This window comes from Pseudanabaena sp. UWO311 (genome assembly GCF_006937785.1).
In the GTDB taxonomy this organism is placed as follows: domain Bacteria; phylum Cyanobacteriota; class Cyanobacteriia; order Pseudanabaenales; family Pseudanabaenaceae; genus Pseudanabaena.
Genome location: NZ_SJEE01000027.1, coordinates 46,567 through 71,217, shown reverse-complemented (window position 1 = coordinate 71,217; position 24,651 = coordinate 46,567). Strand labels below are relative to the sequence as shown.

Below are 24,651 nucleotides of genomic sequence, written 5' to 3'. Positions count from 1 at the left end.
GCAGTGAACCGTAAAATTTCAACATCTCCGTCTCAAGTTCTTCGCTGTAATAACCCAAAATTATTCCTTTTCTTTCTTTATCTGAGATTATCCTAATTTGCACAAGTTATTTGTTTTTCATTCCTAAGTAAATTAATTAAAGATGGAAAAGAAGTGGTATTACTTACCCGTAAAAACAACTTTAAGGGAAGAGATATTGAAAGTTTTTTATCAAATATTATTAAAAAGCTTAAAATTGCTAACACTCATAAGCAATTAGTCACTATTTCAACTGCTCATCAGTTTAAAGGTAAAGAAGGGCAAGTGATAATTTTACTGGACACAGAGAGTTATCCTCTTATACATCCCGATTTATTATTTAGCCGTATTTTTGGGGATAGTATCGACAAAGTTGTAGATGACGAGAGACGACTCTTTTATGTTGCTTTAACTCGTGCTAAAGAGCATTTATTCATAGTTGTTGATGGTGGTACTATACCTCCCTTTGTAGAAGAATTAACTAAGAAAATCACAATTCCCACTTTTAACTGGTTACTGTATCCATCTCCTATCGATGAGATTAGGTACATTACTATTAAGATTGCTAATCAAACGAATCAAAAGGGAACCATTGCTATTAAAGACCAACTGAGCGCTGATGGCTATAAGTATGGAAGTAAGCCTTCACCTCATTGGTATCGGACATATTTTGCACAAGATATTTTGGCACAGAGTTCTAGATTAGAATTTTTATCTAATTCTATTTGGGGTTCTCAATCCAATGGTATTGAAGTTCATTTCTGTGATGAACAAGATCAAGCATTAGCAACTTATTCCGCTAATAATGGAAATTGGACTTGTGAATTTGATAATTTTCCAGAATTAAAGTTAGACGTGCAAAATTTATCTAGTTAATTTTTTCAATAGCCAATCAACTATTGCATAAATATCACACATTTCTAAAATATGGATTAAACAATATTTCCCTATATTGATATGCGCCTAAATGAAACCAAATTATTCCTTTCAAGAATTTTGTTTCAGGTAATTCAAATATTGATTTCTTCCAATCATATCCCTCATTAATCACTTTCTTAGTTTGCAAATCGAAATTTATTTTATAACCATCAGATAAAGATGATAGAACTGTGCAATCACGGGCAATCTTCGGATCGTTAAGTTCTATAACAGCAAAGTTTTCTCTGGCTTTTGAAAATTGTTTTTGTTTATTAATTTTTGTCAAAAGTTTTTGGCGCACTGATGCCATTGCTTCTTGAGTATGAGTTGTGATTTCAATAACACCTTCTTCATCTTCTTTGAAATCAGGCATGATACAAAAAACTTCAAGATAGTACTTTGAGCCATCAAAACGCTCAACTATGACATCGCATTCATCAGGTTCAAGTAAGATAGAACGGATTAAACCTTCATAGATTAGTCGAAGATAACTGTGATATACAATTACCTCTGATATGACAGCTTCGCAATCTTTCCACATTTTCTGTTGGGTTTTTATTCGCTTTACAAATTTTGCAGCATGAGATTTGTCATATTGATTAATCTCATTGAGATAATTGAGAATGCTGAGATAATTTCGATAGGAATTAAGAGCAAATCCCGTTTCTCTATAAATATAGTATTCTTTGCGATAACGTCGCATATACTCTGTGTGAAGTAAAGAATGATCATAAAATGATTCTTCTGCAAAATCTACTTCATTTTTTACTATATTTGTCATTGCAAACTGATAATATCCATTAAAATAATTCTAGTTTATCATGTCAATAAGCTCTCAACATCAATCCAACATTACAATAGACTAGCTGCTGAATTATCTATTATTGATTTCCATTCCAGAAGTTCCGCGACTTTCTGGCGACTCTGCGCGAGACTGCGGTTAAGGAACAGGAGGTGGCGATTAGTCAGGCGATCGCGGATCATCAATTAACTCATTAGCCCCTCTCCATTCCTTCTGATTAAATTCCGAAGACTCCACCGAGCCCCGTAACTTATTTACCGAATCCCATAGAGTTTCTTCAATGCTTTTTTGTTTAGTTTGCTTTGCCTTGTATGTTTTTAAGCGATCGCGTCCCCTAGCGAATAATCAGGATCTCTATTAAACCTCATATTTTGTTCATGGTCTAGACATAATAATATTCATATCAATAGACAGATCCTCAATAGCAAAGGCATAGCGTAAGGGCAATTCATGAATTGCCCTTACGCTATGCCTTTGCTGTATAATTACCTCGCGGCTTCTTAGATACTCAAACACACTCAAATCCATGACCCTTCGCATTTACAACACACTCACCAGACACAAAGAAGACTTTATTCCCCTCGAAGCAGGGATTGTGAAAATGTATGTTTGTGGTGTAACTGTCTATAATTACTGCCATTTAGGTCATGCCAGAGCCTATGTGGTTTGGGACATGATTCGGCGCTATTTGGCGACAAAATATCAGGTTAAGTATGTTCAGAATATTACGGACATTGATGACAAGATCTTAAAAAAAGCTCAGGAAAACAATACTACAATGCAGGCGATCGCAGAGCAGTATATCGCCGCCTACGATGAAGACATGGCAAAGCTGAATATTGCCCAAGCCGATGATTATCCTCGCGCTACAGAGACAATTCCCGAAATTATTGAGCTAATTCAGCAGTTGATTGATCGCGATTATGCCTATGCCTCAGGTGGCGATGTCTATTACGCAGTGCAGAAATTTCCTAGCTATGGGAAGCTCTCAGGGCGTAAGCTCGAAGATATGCAAGCGGGGGCAAGTGGTCGAGTTGATGAGCAGGAAGAACAGAAGCGCTATCCCTTTGACTTTGCTTTATGGAAATCCGCAAAACCCAATGAACCTTTTTGGTCATCGCCTTGGGGGAATGGAAGACCTGGTTGGCATATTGAATGCTCGGCAATGGTGCGATCGCGTTTAGGTGAAACCATTGATATTCATGCAGGTGGCATAGATTTACAATTTCCGCACCATGAGAACGAAATCGCGCAGTCAGAAGCTGCTTATGCGAAGCCGTTAGCTAAATACTGGATGCACAATGGCTTTGTGAATATTGACGGTGAGAAAATGTCGAAATCGCTGAATAATTTCACAACTATTCGGGATCTGGTTTCTCATTTCGAGCCAATGGCAATCCGTTTATTCATTCTGCAAGCACAATATCGCCAACCGATTGACTTTACGGAAGAAGCAATTAATGCTGCCACGAAAGGCTGGGAAACAATTCGCGATGGAATGCTGTTTGCGGAGGATTTTGGAGCAAAGTTAGGTTGGGAAAATATAGAGATTCCTGCTAGAAAAGATGTGGGTGAAGCGATCGCCTGTTTTGAAGAAGCGATGGATGATGATTTTAATACTTCCGTGGCGATGTCCCATGTGTTTGAACTAGCCAAGAAATTACGCTCTGAGCGCAACTCGCTATCCCATGCAGGTAAAACTGCTGCAAGTTCTGAGGTTCTATTTCAAGATTGGCAAGCCCTTATCTACATGACTAGTATTTTGGGTTTTGTTGCAGATATTAGCGATCGCCAAGTCAAGCAAGAGATCATTAGTGATGTAGAAATAGAATCGCTAATTCAACAAAGGATTGAGGCAAAGAAAACAAAGAAGTATCAAGAAGCCGATCGCATTCGGGTTGAACTGAAGACGTTGGGGATTACCCTAATCGATCAAAAAGATGGAACTACACGCTGGATCAGGGAGTAGGAAATTGCTGTAAAACTTTAGACACATTGCCCTTGTAGCGGGCGATATGTCTAAAGTTTTAGATGAGAGCTTACTCCGTATCTCTTGGCAGCTTTTACCATTTTCAGATACAACCCTCCATCCTCATTTAGTTGAATAACTTCCTCTGGCTTTAATACTTGCACTTCCAATATCTGCATTATCTTTAGAGCAACAGCTCGTGCCAATAAAGGCGGAACTGAGTTGCCAATTTGTCTAAATCCATGCCACTTGGTACTGTGAAATCGAAACCAATCGGGATAGGAATGCAATCTAGCCGCTTCACGCACAGTAATACATCGTGGCATAAAAGGATGAATCGGGCGAGGAGCCGTAAATGCACCGCGATTACTAGGAGTGCCCGCCCTCAAAGTATTACAAATTCCATCGGGATCTAGCTTCAGGAAATGGCTGATCTTCTCAAGCTCTCCATTCGCAGTTTTGTTAAATCTCTCCATGCAAGCTTGGCTATGGACAGTGCGGATGCTGGAGGTGAGCAAACTGCGATCGCAATCACGCGGATAGGATAAATCGGCAGAATCCGATCGCAGACCTCGTAAATATTCACTGTAATTGCTTTTTGGCTCAGGGAAATCCGCCACACACCAGTCACTCTTGATCAGCTCAGGATATTGGGAAATATCTGGTAAATCTGCGATCGCGTCTCTTACGGTTGGGCTATCAGGTAAATTGGCAAGCTCTTTAGGTATGCATTTGCTTTTAGCTGGTTTGGAAATTGGTGTAGGGTAATGGGGGAAATTTAAGTCTTGGCGACAACCAATTAGAAAGAGACGTTCACGGTTTTGGGGAACTCCAAAATGAGAAGCATTGAGTACTTGATAGGGCTTAAGGATTTTATAGCCTTTCTGCTCAAAGCTCTCGATCACCTCGCCAATAAACTGTTGTTGATCGCCAATGGTTAATCCCTTCACATTTTCCATCACAAAATATTTTGGATGTAGTTCGATAACTAAGCGCATAAAATGAGATATCAACTCATTCCTTGGATCATCAAAAGCCCGTTTCCCCATCAACGAAAAGCCTTGGCATGGTGGCCCCCCAAAAACTACATCAATTTCGCGATCGCCTATGTTTGATTTTTGACGAATATCATCACCCGATATCTCTGTAACATTGGCGCAGATCGCTGACCACATTGGAAAATTATATTCATGGGTGGCACAATGAATCGGATCGATCTCTACAGAAGCTAATATATCAAATCCTGCCTGCTCAAATCCAAGCGTCATGCCGCCCGCACCCGCAAACAAATCGACAGCGATCGGTCGTTGATTTCCCATAATCCACAAAGCTTTTAGATATCAGCCACAGAAAATCTATTGTAGTATAGCCAGCCTAAATACTCGTAGCAGCAATTCTCATTATAAAAATTGTTTTTGTTGAAAGTCTGCCGAAGGCAGACTTTCAACAAAAACAATTTTGGGGTTTGCTACACCAAAGGCGCAGCAAACCCCAAAATTGGTTTCATAATGAGAATTCAAAAAGTATTCGCTCTTTAGAGAATTGGTATAAAACTTTAAAAGCCTTGCAAAGCAGGGCTTTTAAAGTTTTACTTATTCGTTAGTACCTAAGGCTCCTGGGGAACCAGTTAATGTCCTTCGTGGTGAACAGGTTGCGATCGTGATGATTAAAGTCATGATGTAGGGTGCAGCATTGAACAGGTAATAGTAAGAATCAAATCCAACTGCCTGTAAAGCTGGCCCGATCGCCTGTGCACCACCAAAAAGCAAAGCTGCCCATAGACAATGGATTGGCTGCCATCTCGCAAAGATTACTAGGGCAACAGCCATTAAACCTTGACCGCTAGAGATATTCTCAGCCCATAACCCAGGGTAATACAGCGATAAACTTGCACCACCGATCCCAGCAAGAAAACTACCTGCAACGATCGCACAGGTACGCACTCCGACCACCGAAATCCCCATTGCTCTAGCAGCACTAGGGCTGTCGCCCACAGCACGAACATATAAGCCCCAACGAGTCGAACTAAAAAACCATTGCATTAGCGGTGCGATTACAATGCCAATCAGCAACAATGGGCTAACTTTCAGAGCGGCTTGAACTTGTGGGAAACTGCTCCAATTGCCCCACTCAAATAAAGGTAGTGGAATTGCTTTGGGTTGAATAAAGGCTTTGCCAAAGAAGAAAGCAATTCCACTACCAAAAATAATCATCGCAATACCTACAGCAACATCACTTACCTTAGGACGTTGTGATAACCATGCATGAATTAACCCCAGCCCAGCACCTGCTAAACCAGCAGCTAAGACACCCAACCAAGGTGATTTAGTCAAGAAAGAAACCGCATAGGCTGTCATTGCCCCAGTGAGCAAAGTTCCTTCTAGACCGAGATTAATCTTGCCAGCTTTTTCGGTAAGGCATTCACCTAAACTGACAAATAGAAATGGTGCGCTCCCTCTGAGTGTACCTGCTATGATCGCTAGGGGAACACTCATCCAACCTAATGCTGTAGATGTATCTGCCATGGTAATTGGTAATTCTTAGAAAATTTATTAGTTAGTATTGCTACAAAGATCGAGTGAATTAACTAAGCAACAGTCGCAGATCCGTCAATCTTAACTTCAGGCTCTCTATCTTTAAAGAAGTCCAAACGACCATAAAGAGATTCGCTAAAGAGAATAGCTAGGAATACGATGCCTTGAAATAACAAAACCGTAGCATCTGGTAATCCAAAGGATCTCTGAAGAGCGCTTCCACTCGCCAAAATGCCACCCATCAGCACAGCTACAAGTACAGCAACTAAAGGATTTTGTCTAGCAATAAAAGCAACTAAAATGCCGCTGTAGCCATAGCCAGAAATTAATGAAGCATTTGCACTTCCGTGAATAGCAGCAACTTCCACCATCCCCGCTAAGCCCGCACAGGAGCCACCTAAGAAACTAACAATTAATGTAAGCTTTCCAACTGGTAAGCCTGCAATTTTAGCAGCTCGAATATTCCCGCCGACGGTGCGTACTGCAAACCCAAAAGTGGTGCGATGAATCAGGAAATAGGCGATCGCACAGGCAACTAAGCCATAAATCAATCCGTAATGCACTCTAGTATTGGGAATACTTTGCAGCATATTAATCGCTGAAAGTGGAAAACTAGAGGGTTTATTCAAGGTAGAAGGATCGCGCATTGGACCTTCGACTAGGGTATTAAGCACGGCGATCGCAATGTAATTCATTAACAAACTACTAATAGTTTCATTAACACCGCGATAGTACTTAATCGCACCGACAAACATAATCCATAGCCCCCCTGCGATAATTCCTCCCATCGCCATCCCAATCTGGACGATCAAAGGGGGTAAAGAAGCGATGGATAGACCAATAGCGATCGCGCCCAATCCTCCAACTATTAAAGCTCCTTCATTACCAATAATTGTCAAACCTAACATTGCTGGCAGAGCCGTGCAGAGAGATGTCAGCATTAATGGAGCAGCTCGGATTAAAGTTCCTTGCCAAGAGAAGCTACTACCAAACGCAGATGAATAAATTGTTCCATAAATTGCGATCGGATTTTTCCCCTGAACAGCACAAAAAATCCCAAAAACAATTAGTGAAGCAAGTAAAGCTCCGATGGGAAGCAGAATATTCTCAGATGTTGAACGCCAGCGATCGCGTATATTCATATAGTTGATTCTCAAATGAATGATATACAAATAAAAAAATTTAAAACTTGCTTTGCAAGTTTTAAATTTTTTTATTGAATTTAGCCTTTAACGTTTCCGATTACACCTTCAACAAACCAATCCATCTTTTCTAGATCAGGTTCAGTCTGCTTGAACTCCTTGCCTTTGGCAATTACAACTTTGCCAGTGTTATCCTTCATTTCACCAGCATAGATAATCATGCTACCATCCATAAACTTAGCCATCACCTTTTCAGCTTCTTTCTTAGTTGCCGCACTAACAGCACTTCCAAAAGGCGAGACCTTACAGAATCCTTCCTTGAGACCACCGCGCAAAATATGAGGAATGCCTCCATCACTAAGAGTCTTACCTGCTTTAAGCAGTTCCACGTACTTGGTATAGACATTCTTCCAATCCCATTCTGCTCCAGTTAGATATCCATTCGGAGCAAGTGACGACTGGTTAGTATGATATCCAGTACAGAATACTTTCCGTTTTTCTGCGGTTTCCATGACAACTTTTGGACTGTCTACATGACAGGTTAAGACATCTACACCTTGATCAATCATGCTGTTAGCGGCTTCAGCTTCTTTGACTGGAACTGACCAATCGCCTGTGAAGATAACCTGAACTGTAGCTTTAGGATTAACGCTACGAGCACCAAGGGTGTAGCTGTTAATATTGCGAACTACCTGCGGAATTGGTTTTGCGGCTACAAATCCTAACTTGCCAGACTTAGTTGATAGCCCTGCAACTACACCTGCAACATACTGAGCTTCATCGATGTAACCATAGTAACTACCGACATTCTTGGGGGTTTTGCCTTCAGTGTACAAGCCACCGCAATGGAAGAATTGCACTTTGGGATTAGCTGGCGCTAATTTGAGAATGTGAGGATCGAAGTAACCAAAAGATGTAGGGAAAAGTGCTGTAACACCATTTTGGTTGATCATACCAAGCATGGTTTCTTGGACTACGGCAGTTTCTGCAACGCTAGCTTCACTGAATGTTTTAACATCAGGTAGTTTTGCGATCGCAGTTTCGCCCTCAAAATGAGCTTGACTATAACCAAAATCATCTTTTGGTCCAACATAGATAAACCCAATATTCAGCATGGTAGCAGCAGGCGATCCTGGCGCACTTGGAGCACCAGTGGTTGCTGTACTCGTTGGTTTCTGCTCTGTACAACCGACCCAGAGTTGAGACGTTGCACCAAAAGCTGCTGTTGCGATCACGCCTCGGATAAACTTGCGACGTGGAATATAAATTGGACTCATGCCTTCACACCTTGAAAAGATTGAATGTACTGAGAGTAAAAAAACTAATACAAGAAATCTACACTGCATTAGAAGCTAGCAAATATTATCTTCAACAAATGTATTACTAACTACTTGCATCACTTAGATTTCTCTTCCAAATACAAAAGGGTGCGCATAGCACACCCTTTCGTATTTGGAGGCTTACACTTCGTAATTAGAAGCTAAACACTGCCTGCAAGTTACCAATAAACACGGTTGGATTAGTGGAGAAGTTGTTAGGATTGAAAATGAAGTAAGCAGAGGGAACCAAAGTAATATTCTTGGTTAGAGGATAGATATAAGAGAATTCAAGATCGTACTGTGTACCATCATTTCCTCTACCAGAAACAAGGACATTGCTGCTATCGCCAAACTTGTAAGGTACAGCAAAGGAAACCATCGCCTGAGCACCTTCTTTGAACAAGTCAGGGAACGCAGCTCCAATTTGGAAAGTATACTGATTGATACTTGCTGAGCCTCCAGTAGCTCTGTTCAGGTTAGTGGTTCCATAACCATAACGACCAAACAGACCAAATCCTTTAGTTACCAACCAATCAAAGTTAGCTGCGAAAATATCAGACTGTCCGTTGTTGAATCCTGTGATCGCAGTAGCTTGCATTGATGGAGAACCACCAATAGTACCATCTGGATTTCTAGTAATATTGCCATGACTGTAGATCAGTCGAAGTTTGAAAGCATCACTTGGTTTGAACCCAATTTCGGCAGTTATATTATTTGTACCACCAGTTAGACCTTGGGTTGGGGAAGCTGCTGAATTATTTCTGAAAAATTCATTGCTTTCAGCCAAATAACCGACTTTGAAGTCAAACATATCTCCCAAAGGAGTCATGAATACTGCACCCGCACCGCGCTTAGCATCACTCAACAATGTGCTGTTGATGGAGTTAAAAGTGGTGTTCCAAGGGTAGATGAATCTGTTCCCATCAAAGTACTTGTAGAAGTTGACGCGAGGCCCAACGATTAAAGTTGCTTTATCAAATACAGGGAACTGGTAGGATAACTCGCGCAAAACGAAAACGTTTGCATCCGCTCCAGCCGTTTGATTAGTAAATGTAGTAGCTGTGGTATTGAAGAAATTAGTAGATCCATAGGCAGTAGAGTAAGCTGAATTGCCATTACCAACAGCGAGTTGAGTTGTTAAACGATCCTTACCTGTGAAAGAGGTATTTAGAGTCAACCATACCAATCCACTCATGGATACGTTGGGAGCATTTCCTGTAGTAGGAATGCTTCTTCCTGGGTTTAGAGGGTCAGGGGTTAGAGAGTCTTTTAGGACATTACTTCCTGAACCACCAGTGACGTTAAAGAAGGCTAAACCACTAAGCTTGGTGGTAGTAGAGAACTGTTGAGCTTCTAGCTTCTCAACTTTTGCGTCTAATGCATCAACACGACCACGTAGAGTCGCTAGTTCTGCTGCAAACTCTTCTTGAAGCTTTTGCAAGGTAGCGAGGTCTTCTTTACTGACCTTATCGGCTAGTCCTGCGGAAATGATTTCGTTGATCTTGTCTAAACAAGCGTTCAAACCAGCAGCAAATTCATAGCGGCTAGTTGCTTGTTTACCGCGAAATGTACGGTCAGGGTAACCAGCAATACAGCCGTAGCGCTCGACTAAAGATTGTAAAGCAGTGAAAGCCCAATCTGTGGGTTTAACATCACTCAATTGAGATACAGAAGTGACGTTTTGAGCTACTTCCTTAGGGCGATTTAACTCTGTGTTAATAGCACGAATCGTTTCTGATTCGTTCATCTTTACTTCTGTTACAGGCAGTGATGACTGCATTACTGGAACAGATGTAGATTGAGACTGAACTCGAACTTGATTTTGCGTCTCAGCGTTTGCGCCTGTAGCTGTAGCTAGCAAGCTCAAGCCTAATAGAACTGAGAGATTACTGACTTTTTTCATTCCTTCACACCATAAAAGAAAATATGTTCGACATCCATAGCTAGACAATTTAGTTAAGTGTTAGCTACCTAATTAAGTTTAGCTACATTTGTTAAGATGCATATATTGGAAGCTAACAAAATCAGTCAACCACAAATGTATTCATAAATACAATCTATCCCCAGTCTTCATCCCAATCATCATCAAAGTCATCTTTAACTTTCTTTGTTGTCCTAGATGCCCTAGAAATATCATTTGTTGTGGTTGCAGTTTGAGCTACTGTTTGGCGTTTGGAGGGATTGTTTTTATTATAAAAAACAGAAAATTTCGGCACTGTTGGCAATTCAAAACTTACAGAAGCTTGCCAAATAGTAATACAGGTAGCTCCACAGCCAGCACAGAAAATTAAAACCAGTCCTAGCGGTAACTTAATTGACTCAAAGGTAAAAAAACGCAAATTAACCAAGAAAGTATTTTGGGTTGCAAAAATAGCGATCGCCATTGCTCCAATCCAAAGAAAAATATAAAGAGATAAGCGGATCATAAATGTCGCTCCTCTGCAAAAGATGAATACTCAGTGAGATAATGCCCAAATTTTTCAACAAATTGATTGTTAATGATCGCTTGACGCATTTGCTGAGTGAATCGGATCAATTCAGTAATATTGTGAATTGATAATAATGTATAGCCCAAAATTTCTTGCGATCGCACTAGATGGCTAATATAAGCCCGTGAGAAATTCTGACAAGCATAGCAATCACAATCGCTATCGATAGGTGTAAAATCGCGCTTAAACTTTTGGTTTTTGAGATTCCAGCGTTCGCCTTTGACTAAAGCGACACTATGCCGTGCAAATCGGGTGGGAATGACACAATCAAACAGGTCAATCCCAGCAGCAACTGCTTGAGCCATTTCCTTATACGTACCAACGCCCATAAGGTATCGAGGTTTATCGGCTGGCAGCAGTGGGGTTGTGGCTTTAACAATTTTTTCGATTAATTCTGGTGGTTCACCAACACTTACACCACCGATCGCATAACCTGGTAAATCAAATTCAATTAGTTCTCTTGCTGACTGTTGACGTAAATCTAAATAGACTCCGCCTTGAACGATGCCAAATAAAGCTTGATCATTTTTGCGATCGTGAGCCTTGATGCATCGCTCCAGCCATCGAGTGGTGCGTTGTCCTGCGAGTTTAATCGCCTCATAGGTGGCAGGATAGGGAGCGCATTCATCAAAAGCCATGATCACATCCGCACCCAGTTGATTCTGAATTTGAATCGATTTCTCTGGCGTAAGATTGATCATATTGCCATCACGGGGCGATCGGAACTGAACTCCATCTTCACTAATGGAACGGATTTCACTCAGACTAAACACCTGAAATCCACCTGAATCAGTCAGGATTGGACCATCCCAATTCATAAATTTATGTAAGCCGCCTGCTTCCGCAACAATATCTTCACCTGGTTGGAGATGGAGGTGATAGGTATTTGCTAAGACCATTTCGGCTTTGCAGTCTTTAAGTTGCGCAGGTGTAACCGTTTTTACATTCGCCAATGTACCAACGGGCATAAAACGAGGTGTATGTACAACTCCATGCGGTGTATGGAACTGACCAACTCTGGCATCAGTTATACCGCACTGACACTCTAATTTAAAAGTAAAGTTATTCAGAGCTTACAATCCTAATTCAAATATTTTATGTTTGCGGAAGTGTTTAAACAATTTCTAATTGTATCGCACTTTCAGTTTATATTTGCTTATCTCAGTTCTCTATTCTACGCGATAGCCGAGATCTGATAATTGGAAGCGAGATGAGCGCCATTTGGGTTGGACTTTGACAAACATTTCCAAATGCACTGAACCCATAATCATCTTCTGCATTTGTAGTCTTGCCTGCGTGCCAATCTCTTTCAGCATTTGCCCCTTCTTACCGATCAAAATTCCCTTTTGCGAATCTCGTTCTACATGGATTGTCGCCATTACCCTTGTGATTTTAGGCTGCTCGTCTACCTGATCGATACTAATCGCAACAGAATGCGGAATTTCTTCGCGAGTAAGCAAAAGAATTTGTTCGCGAATTAGCTCGCCCATAATGAAGCGCTCGGGCTGATCGGTGACTAGGTCTGGTGGATAGTAATAGGGACCAAGAGGCAGGCGATCGCACATCATTGCTTGCAAAGCCTCTAATCCTTCACCCGTGATTGATGAAAATTTAGCCACTTGCCAACCATGCTCTGAGGCAAAACTCTCATAACCACTAAAGGTATCTCCAGAATCATCGCTAAGGATATCAATCTTATTGATTCCTAAAATCGTAGGAACTTTGCTCTGTAGGATAGTCTCAGCAACAAAGCGATCTCCAGTTCCCATGCGATCGCTACCATCAACCAGCAAAACAGTCATATCAACGGAAGAGATTGCCCCGATCGCATTTTTGACAATCGTTTGTCCAAGCAAATGGTGTGGTTTGTGAATTCCAGGGGTATCCACAAGAACGATTTGCGCTTCAGGTAATGTCAAGATTCCCCGTAAACGATTGCGGGTAGTTTGGGCAACGGGCGAAGTTATCGCAATTTTTTGACCAATGAGGGCATTAAGCAAAGTGGACTTACCGACATTTGGTCGTCCTACTAATGCTACAAAGCCTGACTTAAAGCTTTCGCCCGATTCTGGAATCATGATTATTTGCGATCGTTGTATTAAAACATTTTAAGTGATGATGGTAGCTAAGGCGTTTTGCAAATGAGTGAGTACTCATTTGCAAAACGCCTTAGTAAAATTGTGATGAGACACCAGCCTAGAACCACCTATTGCAAAATCATAATAATCGAGATTACCATGATACATCTAAGGCGCTATAACTCAGAAGACTGGGATGCGATCGCCGTTATCCATAGATCGAGCAAGGTTAGATAAACTTAGCGCTTCAGTTGGTGTCGAATATCGACAGGCAATAGGAGAGTATAATATGAGTCGATGGTTTGCAGTGTTCCGATTCAGTCTCTATGCAATCAATAAATAGCAAATGTCTCTCTGGAGAAATAAGTTTGTTGGGAGAGCGTTTAAGCTCTCCAGTGATTTTGTTTTAGCGAAACTCCTCAGACGCTTGCCAAATTAATCTACCGATCTGCTCAGCATTCTTCTTCATTCCAACATCAGCATGTGCACAATCAATCTTATAGAGTTCGACCCTTCCTGTTAGGCTATTTCCCCATCCATAATAGGGAAATAGCCATGAAAAATCAGTCCAGTTTATTTCGGTCATACCCGATCTCAGTCCAGACCTCGTAGGCGTAGTTAGTATAACTCTACCCGAATAACCTTTAGAGCAATGGCTTTTCAATACTTCTTCAATTGAATCCCAAGCTTGTGGTAATATTCGATCATATTCATTTAGTGGTTTCTTCGACTTTGATGGAAATTCCTCATCCGCAAATTGATTAAAGTCTCGCTCGCTCTCAATTTTACGAATTTCTTGCTTAGCTTTAGGCGAAAAAAGCTTCTCAAGTATATATTTAGCTTTGTTAATTAGGGATAATGGTAAGAGTTGTAAAAGATGAAACTTCAGCTGACAAAATTTGAGATCGACTTGACGCAATTTATCGTAAATTTGAGATGGGCCTGGCTTATCCACTACTGCTAAGAAAGCAACTTCTTTCCCTTTTTTCTGTAGTTGGTGAGCTACTTCCATCGCAACTATCCCTTCGTAGCAATTACCCCCAATCAAATAAGGTTCATCTTGCGGGATTGACAATAATTCATCAACTATGACGGATGCGATCGCCTCAATATAGTTTTCGGTAGAGCGTAAAGGTGTCCAACTACCGCCAGGTATGGTATATACAGGTTGATGTAGTCCTAAATTCTTGCTGAAATCAATGTAGCCAATCCAAATAAAAGGTTTAGATGATTTCATCTCAGCTGGTGGAACTTCCACGATTAAGCCTCGTTTTCCGATATGCTTGCCTATACGACCCGCACACAAAGCTAGAAAAGCTCGATAGTCTTCTAAATCAAGACCAGAAGGAATTTCATCAAGAGAGATTGTCTCAGATGGCTTTTCACGCATCCATTTTGCAATCCCTGCGATCGTTCCTGTCTCAAAAAATGACGACAGCGGGAAATGGTAGTTAAAAACCCGTTCTATTTCTGTAACTAAACGTACAGTTAGAAGAGAATTCCCACCTAGTTCAAAAAAGTTAGCTGTAACACTTATATCGTTAACACCAAAAAGCTTTTGCCATATATTTGCTAGTTGTTGCTCTAGTTCATCACGAGGAGTGATCGCTTCATCGTTTTGCTCTTGTGCTGCATCTAGTTCGAGTAAAGCACGACGATCTACCTTTCCATTTGGGGTTAACGGTAATGTATCTAAGACGATAAAACGAGAAGGCAGCATATAAGATGGCAGTTTTTGACGTAAAAACTTCCCTAGGGATTCAATATCAATCGCCTGTTCCTTTTCTGCACTTAGGTAAGCAACAAGAAATTTTTCTCCATTCGGAGCTTCATGACATAGGACAATAGCTTGTTTAATAGCAGGATATTGTTCTAATCGGGTTTCAATTTCGATTGGCTCAACCCGAAAGCCTCGGATTTTAATTTGGAAGTCGGATCGGCCAATAAATTCTATATTGCCATCAGGCAAATAACGAGCGACATCACCAGTCTTGTAAAGCCGATCTTTTGAATTCTTTGAGAAAGGGTTAGCAATAAATCGTTTTGCTGTAATATCTGGACGATTTAAATAACCTCGACTGAGACCAACTCCACCAATATACAATTCACCAGTAGCCCCAATAGGAGATGGCTGTAAATTGTGATCTAGAATATAGGTCTGAAGATTAGCGATCGCACGACCGATGGGAACTTCAGCATCAGGATGGAGGCTCCCAGATGGCTCGTAGACTGTTGCAGATACGGTTGTCTCAGTTGGTCCATAGGTATTCAGCCAACGTGGAAAATCACCAACCAGCGATCGCCATTTTTGATAAGTTGATTTCGAGACCTTTTCTCCTCCTACAATTACCAGTCGAAGTTCCGTAGGAAGAGGCTTATTTAGGATAGAAATACCATGAACCATCTCATGCCAAAAAGCCGTTGGCAAATTAATGATTGTAATGGATTGCTGGGCGATCTCTTCGAGAAAATAAGTAATTGATGTGTAAAGTTTTTTGGTAGGCAAAACAAGCGTTCCACCACTCAACCAAGTGGGGAATATTTCTTCAACTGCCGCATCGAAGCTTATATTAGAGAAATGTAAAACTCGATCTTGTCTAGACAGCTCAAATATTTTACAAATAGCCATGCTGTGGTTGACCATGCTGCGATGGGAAATCATCACACCTTTAGGTTGTCCTGTCGAGCCTGACGTGTAAATCACATATGCTAAATTCTCAGCGGTTAAAAAGGTTAATGGAGCATCGTATCGATGCTGGGTGATCGCATCCAATTCTAGGTCGAGAGACACCACTTTAGCGCTGCACTCCGAAAAAGAATCAGCCATGCTTGAATGAGTCAAAATCAGGGCAACTTGTGCATTCTTTAACTTGTCTATGCGACGTTCATGCGGATAGCTAGGATCTAGAGGAATATAGGTTCCACCAGATTTAAGTATACCAAGTAGACTAACTAGCAATTGTGTCGATTTCTCTATACAGATAGCGACTAGGGTCTCTGTCCCAACTCCCTTAGCTTGGAGATAGTGAGCCATTTGATTAGCGCGATTATTCAGCTCTTGATAAGTTAACTGCGCATCTTCGCCGATGATTGCGATCGCATCTGGAGATTGTTCCACCTGAGATTCAAACAATTGATGCATACAAGCATCTGGGATTGGGATTTGATTTTCATTCCACTTATACAGGATTTTTTCTCGTTCTGGAATTGATAAGAGTGGAAGATCAGAGATTCTCTGGTCAGGATTAGCAGCTATCCCCTCAAGAATATTCTCAAGATGAACTAACATTCGCGCAATTGTACTAGATTCAAATAAATCAGCATTATAATCAAACACCATGCCGAGTCCTTCGTCCTGCTCGCGCATGACTAAAATCAAGTCGTACTTTGTCTTGCCGTGATAGATGTAACCAAATAGAGATGTAATAGTCAAATCGGGAAGCTTGACTGATGCCATACCTCGTCCATTTGACCAAGGTGGATTGAGCGCAAATTTCACTTGAAATAAAGGCGATCGGCTATTGCTCAGTTCAGGAGGTAACTCTTCTACTAGTTTCTCAAAAGGTAAATCCTGATACGTATTAGCTTCTAGAGAAGCTTCACGAACTCGATCAAAGAGTTCCCTAAAGGTGGGATTGCCATCAAAATTAATGCGTTGCATTAAAGTGTTGGAGAAAAAACCGACTACGCCCTCAGTTTCCACCTCTCCTCGACCTGCACAAGCAAAGCTGATCAGAATATCGTTTTTTTGTGAATACCGATGTAGCAGAGTTTCAAAAGCTGCAATTAGAGTCATGAATAGGGTTCCACCCAGCTTCTGACTCAAGTTACTGAGGCTCTCATTTAAAGATTTTGGCAACATTCTCGCTCTGCGATCGCCTCGATAGGTCTGAACTATCGGGGGACGAGTATGATCGGTTGGCAACGGAATGACCGATAAAGATCCTTCTAATTTCTGCTTCCAATAATTAATCTGTGATTCTAAAACTTCGCCTTTAAGCCACTGGCGTTGCCAATGAGCAAAATCAACATATTGAATTGATAGCTCTTTTAAAGGAGAAGGCTTGCCATCAATAAAAGCAGTATAAATTGTAGTGAGATCCTGATAGAACACATCGGAAGAAGCACCATCACAAATAATACAGTGCATATTCCAAACCAGAAGATATTCATCATCACTCAACTGGATGAGCAGCACCCTCAATATCGGTCCTTTCGCTAGATTAAATGGACAGCGAGCTTCTTCAGTTGCTAGTCTTAGTGCTTCTGCATCACCCTGTTCAGGTTGAAGATTTCGCAAATCGAGTACTGGCAAGGTGAGATCGACATCAGGTTCAATTACTTGCGTAGGCTGATCGTCAACTGATGGAAATCGAGTTCTCAGCACCTCATGGCGACGAGCCACTGCTTGCAGACTTTTCTCCAGTATTGGAATATTGAGAACTCCATTAAACCTAACCACAACAGGGACGTTGTTAGAAGAGCTTTCAGGTTCAAACTGGTGTAAATACCAAAGACGCTGCTGTCCAAAAGATAGAGGCAAAGCTCCGCTGCGATCAATCTTGACAATTGGAGGGAGTTGGGAATTGTTAGTTCCCGTAGCTTGACGTAGAAACTTAACGATTTCGGCTTTGCGATTTTTAATCTCAGTTAACAGTTCAGGCGTAATTGCGTCTTTAGCAGCCCGATAGCGTAAGCGATCGCCTTCTAACCAAAGATGTATATCTTTTTGACTCAATTCAAACAATAATGCGTCCAGTGTTTTCATAGCTCTTCCTCCTCGTAAAGATCTGACAGATTATCTTGGGCAACTTGTGAGCTTTGTTGCACCCAGTTTAATGTCACAATCCTCTCTCCTAAATCTCCTATAGTAGGGGTTTCAAAGAAAGTACGCAGCGATATTTCAACTGTAATACTTTCCACTGTCTTGCAATTATTTGAGTTGCTAATAGAGAATGCCCACCTAACTCAAAAAAATTATCATGGATACCCTCTCGCTCTAAATTAAGTATCTTTCCAAAACATCTGCGATCTGCTCCATATAGTTATCATTTCCTAGAATGCATTTCAGAGATGAAGTGAACAGCAAAGTAGATTTTTTTCTTCGTATTGACATAAAACAAGACACTATGAGCTTATGTGGGACAGTAGTTAATTCAACAGCATAAGAAACTCTTGCCCTCCTGTGACAGTAAATAACCAAACTCAAAAATTCGTTGATGATTACGAAAATATAGCTATAGTTCTAGAGATGTCAAGACTAAGCCAGAAAAAATTAGTCCCATACCTACAATATACCAATTGGTAATTCGATCGCCAAGGAATAAAGCGGAGAAAAGCGTCACCAAAATATAAGTCAAAAAGGTGAATGGATAAGCCTTAGAAAGGGGAATAAACCTTAAAGCAAATACCCATAGCAAAGTGCCGATCGCATAAAAGAACAAACCCATAATCAATGCGGGATTTATCCAAGTGAGATAATTCTCTCCATTGATTAAGACAGCACCTTTCTTGAATAAAATATGCCCCCCAGTAGTTACTAGAGATATCGCTAAAAGTAAAAGTAAATTTCTATCAAACATACTGGCTGGGTTTAATGGGCTAAAGATGAAAGGTATCGTAAATCACGGTAGGTTAAGCCTTGCATAACTTATCGTAATTTTATTGTTAAGCTGCTTCTGCTTTCTGGAATAAAATCCAAAAGAGATCCTCAGCAGGATATGGAATGGCAAGATTGTCAGGAATAATGCTCAAAATATTGATAACTAGTCTACCAAGTCGCGATCGCTCAAGTTTGTAGCGTAGTAGAGATTTGATATGTGCGCCATTGATCCATTTAGACGGTCTACCACATATAACTTTGTAAAAGCCAAATTGAGTAGCTAATTGTTCTAAATCATTAGGAGAAAACCAATGTAAGACACTCGGTGGACTGTATTCATGCCAATGCTGTCCACAAATCTTAGCCGTTAGACTGTCCCGATTCCAAGTTTCTATGAGCCAGTAACCATTAGGTTTAGTTATGTTTGCGGCATTACTCAATGCTTGGCGCAGGTCAAAAAAGTGTGGCATAACTTGGATCATACTAATCAAATCGTAGCGATCGCTGGTGCTAATAGTTTCTAAGGAACCAACTTCGACGGACAAACCTAGCGATTTGCAATCATGATTAACCATCTCGGCATTTGGTTCAATACCTTTGCCTTGCCAACCACTTTGAGTAAATCCTTGCAATATAAAACCTGCTGCTGCGCCAACATCTAATATCGTGCCAGTGTCCATATAGCGCTTGAGAAGTTGAGCATATCTTTTTCCATGATCAAGGATCAATTTAGCTTCACCTAAATAATCGGGATAGCCATCTCCACCACTATTAAAGTAATGATCACCATAAACAGTTTGAGTATGGTGATTATTAGGGATAATGTCAGCAAATTGATGACTACATTTTTGGCAGTAAAGAATTGAGCAGTCATACTTTGAGAATAAATATGTACCAGTTGTTCTACAAATGGGGCAATTTATAGGTTTCGCAGAAGCATTGTTGCTATCCAAATTCAGCATATCAAATCTCCTTAATAGGAGTATTAGTGTTATAAAAATGTGGTGTAACTAAGGCTAACTTTGCTTGGCGTTGTTTAATAGCCTCAGCATGATGAGACATAGGCACGATCGCATAATGCTTTGCAAGGATTTGTAAAACCTTGCCAACCATAGCTACCTTCTTATAACTAGGTTGATTCATCGCAGGGAAAAAAGCTAGCTCAGGGACATCCTCACCACCCATAAAATCTAATGGATGCAGTAAAAGCGATGGCTGAACGCGCATCAAACGACAGAGGGCGATCGCAAATCGAAAATAGAGCAAAGCCAAAGTCTGCGAAAAGACTCCAAGGTAAAGTAAGTAGCTAACATGAATTGGAATCTTGAAAATAGGCATTGTCGTCACGGGAATCTCGATTAAATTACCCATCAATCGCCATTGATAAGGCTTAAGTGGACGAAATCCTTCTCGAAATTTTCCAAATAGTCCCTTACGCTTTTCCATTTCCTCTTTACTAAGTTTACTAGTCATAAAGTAGTAAGCACGCGCAAGAGGTCCTAAAAATGTCGGAAATGTCGATGCATCATATTCATAACCACGCCGAGCTAACACTCGCAACACCGTAGAAGAAAGACTAAATCCAGGTCCACGAAACCCGATCGGACGACTACCTGTTGCTTTTTCAATATAATCTTCTGCGATCGCAAGTTCTTGATCCACTTCATCTTCTGAATAAAGATGCAGCCAAGGTTCATGCTTAAAGGAATGATTACCAATTTCATGCCCTGCATCGGTAATCGATTTAAGAGCAGCATGATTTTTTTCTAGTGCAGCATCTTGCCCAACAATAAAAAAAGTAATTTTTATGTTTCGATCTGCCAAAAATTCCAATACTCTCGGAATTACAATATCTAAATATGAAGGAAAAGACTCCCAGCCAGCATCTCCATGGGTTTTCATGTAAGACCACTGATTATCAAGATCAAGGGATAAACTGGCAACAGGTTGATTATTTTTTTTATTCAACGGATTCTGAGACTTCATAGATTTATAGATAGCGTAAATTTATTGTTTATATTATCGTGCAAATTATGTGAACACATGAAAGATGAAATTAGAAAAGCAAAACTATAAACTAGATTAAATTGGTAATTTATTAAACACCCATAGCCAACTCCAAATACTTGCGATAACTATAATGACCCATAATCCACGCAGCCATAACACAGCAGTTAGGCTTAGTCGTCCTTCAGATAGCCACGGCAAATAATTCCATCTAGTTGCACGTTCCCAATCATTGCCTGCTAAGTGAGACAAATCGATGTCAGATATATTAACTACTTTGTCATTAATTAGTTTTGAGAAAAAATTTGCGTAGCGCATCTGGACATGGTTAACATTTTCGATTCTTGGCGTTTTAGAAACTCCATTAGCTAACCTATAAGATTGAAATATTTCCAAGTTCATATGCAGTGAAATAGCGGGGATTTGTAGTAATAATAGGACTGAAGCAATTAGAGTTGCTAACCTATATTTTGTTACTCTCAGCATCGTTGGAAAATGTTCTCTAAAAAATAATACTGTCGCCGCTCCAAGAGTTACAGCAATTAGTGGTAAAAGGTGTACTTGGAAACGAGAGCCGTATGATGAACCACCAGCCCAATCGTTATATTTACAATAAATCAAGATTGATGAAGTAAATAGGAACAGAGTGAACAACAATGATTGTTTTAAATTACGTGTTAGGTATTTCCAAGCATAGATGGTAATCGCTAAACAGGGAAGAATCCAGAGATTAGTCCATACTACTCCCCTACTCAAGCCAAGAATCGGTTCAAAAATTCCAATCAGCCAATCACCACTAAACTCTGACAAGGGATTCCCAGATCTTAGAATATTGCCAGTCTTAAATATGTTATACGAACCAATCGTGATAAGAACGCAAAATATAGATACCCCAAAGGCAAGAAAAACTGAACGCAAACTTTTCGCTTGAGATAGCTGAGATTTGGACCCATAAAAAATTTCAGCTCCGTATAGTCCTAAAATCCCTAAAAGGAATGGTAAAGCAGTTAATCTAAACAGTAAAGCACTAGCTACAGAAATAGCAGAAAAACATATGTACTTATTATCACCAAATTTTTTCCAGTTTAAAAAAGAACAGAGCGCAGCGATCACAAAAATGGATAACTGTACTTCCTCTTGACCCTCCTTAAGCATCGACCAATAAATAGTCCCAAAATTTGCAACTACCGCTAACATATAAGCTATTAACGGCTGCATATTTAAGATCAAAGCTAATTTCATACACAGCCAGAAATTAAGAGCAAGACTCACAAAAAAAACTGAAACTGAAACTAGAAATATTAAGAATCTTTCTTTTTGTCTGGGATCTGTTGGAATATCTTTAACAGCTAGATGCGAGACAGCAACAAATGGCAGAAAAAACAATGATTGTCCAGGTCCCCAAACTGCGATATAAGGACTGGAATATGGAGTATCTTTATCTTTGAACATGGGGAAGCTTTCTGCATCGCCATACGAACTAACAATTATTTGCCCTTCTGTAACTAGTTGACGTGCAACTCTATAACGATTAATTGTATCTGAACTATCAAAAGTACCTGATGATGACCATAAAGAGGTCATCAAAATTGCCACAATCAAAATCAGTATCCTTTTCATTTTGATTTATCTCTTTCCAAGCATAAAAACACCAATTATTTCCTAACATAAATGTTTTCGGGAATTTTATATTTAAAAACATAAATGTTTTTGAGTTGACGTATCTAATTTATATCTATTTTTGTCAGTGATTGTTCTGCAAGCTGAATCGTTTCATTGACATTTAATGTTCCATTAAGAATGTGAGCGGAATTAACTATATAAACACCTGATATAGAGGTTCTAATAGATGGTAAGCGTTCTGAATAATTTAAGGTGGCGATCGCTAGCACATGTCTTACTCTAGAAACTTGAAAACATAACACATCACTACGCTCAAACCGAGGATACATATGGACTAGGGCTTGAATAAACTTTTCCTCAAGTTCGCGATCGCTTAATTCAAACGCAGGATCGTCAGGAACAACGTATTTTGGTAAATATACTAATGCATTACCACCAAACTGTGCGCGATCGACTAGAGCCGTCATCTCAATTACACCAGTAAAGGGAACCCAAGTATCTGTAATATTCGTGACATAAAATTTAGAGATTGGCTTTTTAAGAAGTACCGAAGCGCAGATAATACCCTGATACTCAATATCTTTCAGCCGCCGAATTTCGTCATCAGTAAGCCCTGAGCATACCTTTACCGCAACTGGGGCGGGTACTGTCAGAACAACCCGATCAAATTCTTCATAGGAACCATCCTCAAACGCAATATTGATAATATTTCCATCAAAGGTTTTTAACGATTCGACATTCTTGATTTTATGGTTTAATTTAATCGAAACATTAGACTCGGCTAGGACTTCAGCAAAGCGAACAAGCATACGGCTATATCCACCAGGAAGGTAGCCAAATAGTTCTTTTTTTAAGCCAGTGCGCCTAGCAGCATATAGTCTGGCAATAATTGCCCAAATAAATGAAGCTGATGCTTTCTTGTAGTTTTCTCCTAATTTCGATCGCAGTAGTGGCAACCAAATTTTCTCAAAGGTATGTTTGCCCGACCATTTTGTAAGCCAATCGCTAACAGATATCTTTTCCAGCTTTTTCCAGTCTTTAATTTTGGAACCATAGATGATTGTGAAAGCAAAGCGCAGTTTATCAATGAGATTGAGAGGGAAAAATCGTAAGAACTCGATCGCATTAGAGATCGAATAAAGTTTACCGTCGTTATAGAAACCTGTTTTAGTCTCAACCCATTGCATATCTCGCTCTAGACCTAGTTCAGTAAGCAGCGATCGCAAATGTTTATCTGACAGCAAGGTAACGTGATAATGGCGATCCCAGATGATGTCGCCTAGTTGCCAAGCATCTGCCAAACCACCTAAGCGATCGGAACTTTCAATTAAAGTAACTTGCTTACCTTGTTGGGCTAAACGTAGAGCGAGGGTCATTCCTAAAATGCCGCCACCTACAATGCCCCAATGCTTGGATTTGGATGCCATAGGTCGTCAATTTGCTATTTTATTTAATTCAAGATATAACAGGATATTCGGATGAGAGCTACCATATCACCCAAATATTTAAATTCAGCTTAACTTAGCAAGGATGAGCCAGTTCTATAACCTTACATTCTTTGATCTCATACTTCAAACCACATGCCGAGCAGGCTATTTCTGACTCATCTACATTTCCCTCAACAGGAAAACGCCTTAGTAGCTGACCGCAACGACAGACACAACCGACTGACTTAGCGGGATGCCCGATCACTAAATGGAAATCAGGTACAGACTTAGTGACCAAAGAACCCATGCCAATCATAGCAAAGCGTCCGATCGTGAGATCATTGCCAATTGTACAGCCTGCGCCAATTGTTGCACCTGCTTGGACAAGAGTTGGGAGCGTATGCTCATCAGGATCGGAAGGTCGGAGTTTCTTTAGATCGCTGGTGGTTGCTCTGGGGAAGCGATCATTTGTGAAAATAGTACCTGCACTAATCATCACGCCATCTTCGATGGTGACAGCATTGCAAATATATACAAAGGCATTAATCTTGACGCGATCGCCAATTTTGACACCATAGGCAATGTAGGTCTTTTCACCGACGATACATTCTTCGCCAATTTGGGTTGAGTGGCGAATGTGAACGCTGTCCCAAATGGAACTGCCTTCACCTATGCTAACGTTATCCTCGACGATCGCCGAAGGATGGATACGAACCGTCATAT

Annotated in this window: 18 protein-coding genes and 1 pseudogene; 2 read left to right on the top strand and 17 right to left on the bottom strand. The window is 40.5% G+C overall.

The features are described from left to right. Positions 1 to 153 precede the first annotated feature (153 nt). The gene (locus PseudUWO311_RS17995; protein ID WP_190303556.1) at positions 154 to 894 is read left to right on the top strand and encodes a 3'-5' exonuclease; all 741 of its coding nucleotides are present in this window, start codon (positions 154 to 156) and stop codon (positions 892 to 894) included. A gap of 34 nt (positions 895 to 928) precedes the next feature. Here the strand turns inward: PseudUWO311_RS17995 and PseudUWO311_RS17990 are convergent, their stop codons facing one another. Further along, positions 929 to 1,717, bottom strand: coding sequence for a hypothetical protein (locus PseudUWO311_RS17990; protein ID WP_142656615.1), 789 nt, complete (start codon positions 1,715 to 1,717; stop codon positions 929 to 931). Positions 1,718 to 2,264: 547 nt separating this feature from the next. Between PseudUWO311_RS17990 and cysS the strand changes: the two genes are divergently transcribed. Next, entirely contained in the window at positions 2,265 to 3,707 is a 1,443-nt protein-coding gene (gene cysS / locus PseudUWO311_RS17985) for a cysteine--tRNA ligase (RefSeq protein WP_142656614.1), read from the top strand. A 50-nt stretch (positions 3,708 to 3,757) separates the two neighbouring features. Here cysS and PseudUWO311_RS17980 read toward each other — a convergent pair whose 3' ends face one another. From PseudUWO311_RS17980 to PseudUWO311_RS17905, 16 genes and pseudogenes are all read right to left on the bottom strand, one after another. Next, on the bottom strand, positions 3,758 to 5,026 hold the full coding sequence (locus PseudUWO311_RS17980) for a DNA cytosine methyltransferase (RefSeq protein WP_142656613.1): 1,269 nt from the start codon (positions 5,024 to 5,026) through the stop codon (positions 3,758 to 3,760). 273 nt (positions 5,027 to 5,299) lie between these two features. Next, complete coding sequence (locus tag PseudUWO311_RS17975; RefSeq protein WP_142656612.1) at positions 5,300 to 6,232, bottom strand: ABC transporter permease; 933 nt, start codon at positions 6,230 to 6,232, stop codon at positions 5,300 to 5,302. Positions 6,233 to 6,294: 62 nt separating this feature from the next. Beyond that, a complete protein-coding gene (locus PseudUWO311_RS17970) occupies positions 6,295 to 7,383 on the bottom strand; it encodes an ABC transporter permease (protein WP_142656611.1) in 1,089 nt (362 codons plus the stop codon). An 80-nt stretch (positions 7,384 to 7,463) separates the two neighbouring features. Then, on the bottom strand, positions 7,464 to 8,660 hold the full coding sequence (locus PseudUWO311_RS17965; RefSeq protein WP_142656610.1) for a BMP family ABC transporter substrate-binding protein: 1,197 nt from the start codon (positions 8,658 to 8,660) through the stop codon (positions 7,464 to 7,466). A 196-nt stretch (positions 8,661 to 8,856) separates the two neighbouring features. Continuing rightward, positions 8,857 to 10,605: an iron uptake porin gene (locus PseudUWO311_RS17960; RefSeq protein ID WP_142656609.1), complete on the bottom strand. Its 1,749-nt coding sequence runs from the start codon at positions 10,603 to 10,605 to the stop codon at positions 8,857 to 8,859. A 154-nt stretch (positions 10,606 to 10,759) separates the two neighbouring features. Next, a complete protein-coding gene (locus tag PseudUWO311_RS17955) occupies positions 10,760 to 11,086 on the bottom strand; it encodes a LapA family protein (RefSeq protein ID WP_190303555.1) in 327 nt (108 codons plus the stop codon). A gap of 38 nt (positions 11,087 to 11,124) precedes the next feature. Then, complete coding sequence (gene tgt, locus PseudUWO311_RS17950; RefSeq protein ID WP_142656607.1) at positions 11,125 to 12,261, bottom strand: tRNA guanosine(34) transglycosylase Tgt; 1,137 nt, start codon at positions 12,259 to 12,261, stop codon at positions 11,125 to 11,127. Between the two features lie 99 nt (positions 12,262 to 12,360). Next, the gene (gene era / locus PseudUWO311_RS17945; protein WP_190303554.1) at positions 12,361 to 13,269 is read right to left on the bottom strand and encodes a GTPase Era; all 909 of its coding nucleotides are present in this window, start codon (positions 13,267 to 13,269) and stop codon (positions 12,361 to 12,363) included. A gap of 406 nt (positions 13,270 to 13,675) precedes the next feature. After that, on the bottom strand, positions 13,676 to 18,037 hold the full coding sequence (locus tag PseudUWO311_RS17940) for a non-ribosomal peptide synthetase (RefSeq protein WP_142656605.1): 4,362 nt from the start codon (positions 18,035 to 18,037) through the stop codon (positions 13,676 to 13,678). 97 nt (positions 18,038 to 18,134) lie between these two features. Further along, a pseudogene (locus tag PseudUWO311_RS24935) lies at positions 18,135 to 18,287 on the bottom strand (phosphopantetheine-binding protein); the annotation flags it as partial. A gap of 219 nt (positions 18,288 to 18,506) precedes the next feature. Then, complete coding sequence (locus PseudUWO311_RS17930) at positions 18,507 to 18,851, bottom strand: EamA family transporter (RefSeq protein ID WP_142656604.1); 345 nt, start codon at positions 18,849 to 18,851, stop codon at positions 18,507 to 18,509. An 85-nt stretch (positions 18,852 to 18,936) separates the two neighbouring features. After that, complete coding sequence (locus tag PseudUWO311_RS17925) at positions 18,937 to 19,833, bottom strand: class I SAM-dependent methyltransferase (RefSeq protein WP_142656603.1); 897 nt, start codon at positions 19,831 to 19,833, stop codon at positions 18,937 to 18,939. Position 19,834: 1 nt separating this feature from the next. Then, positions 19,835 to 20,857 (bottom strand): polysaccharide deacetylase family protein, encoded by a 1,023-nt coding sequence (locus PseudUWO311_RS17920; RefSeq protein WP_142656602.1) that lies wholly within the window; start codon positions 20,855 to 20,857, stop codon positions 19,835 to 19,837. A 96-nt stretch (positions 20,858 to 20,953) separates the two neighbouring features. Next, positions 20,954 to 22,498, bottom strand: coding sequence for a hypothetical protein (locus PseudUWO311_RS17915; RefSeq protein ID WP_142656601.1), 1,545 nt, complete (start codon positions 22,496 to 22,498; stop codon positions 20,954 to 20,956). Positions 22,499 to 22,602: 104 nt separating this feature from the next. After that, a complete protein-coding gene (locus tag PseudUWO311_RS17910; RefSeq protein WP_142656600.1) occupies positions 22,603 to 23,928 on the bottom strand; it encodes an NAD(P)/FAD-dependent oxidoreductase in 1,326 nt (441 codons plus the stop codon). Positions 23,929 to 24,022: 94 nt separating this feature from the next. Beyond that, the gene (locus PseudUWO311_RS17905; protein ID WP_142656599.1) at positions 24,023 to 24,649 is read right to left on the bottom strand and encodes an acyltransferase; all 627 of its coding nucleotides are present in this window, start codon (positions 24,647 to 24,649) and stop codon (positions 24,023 to 24,025) included. Positions 24,650 to 24,651 lie beyond the last annotated feature (2 nt).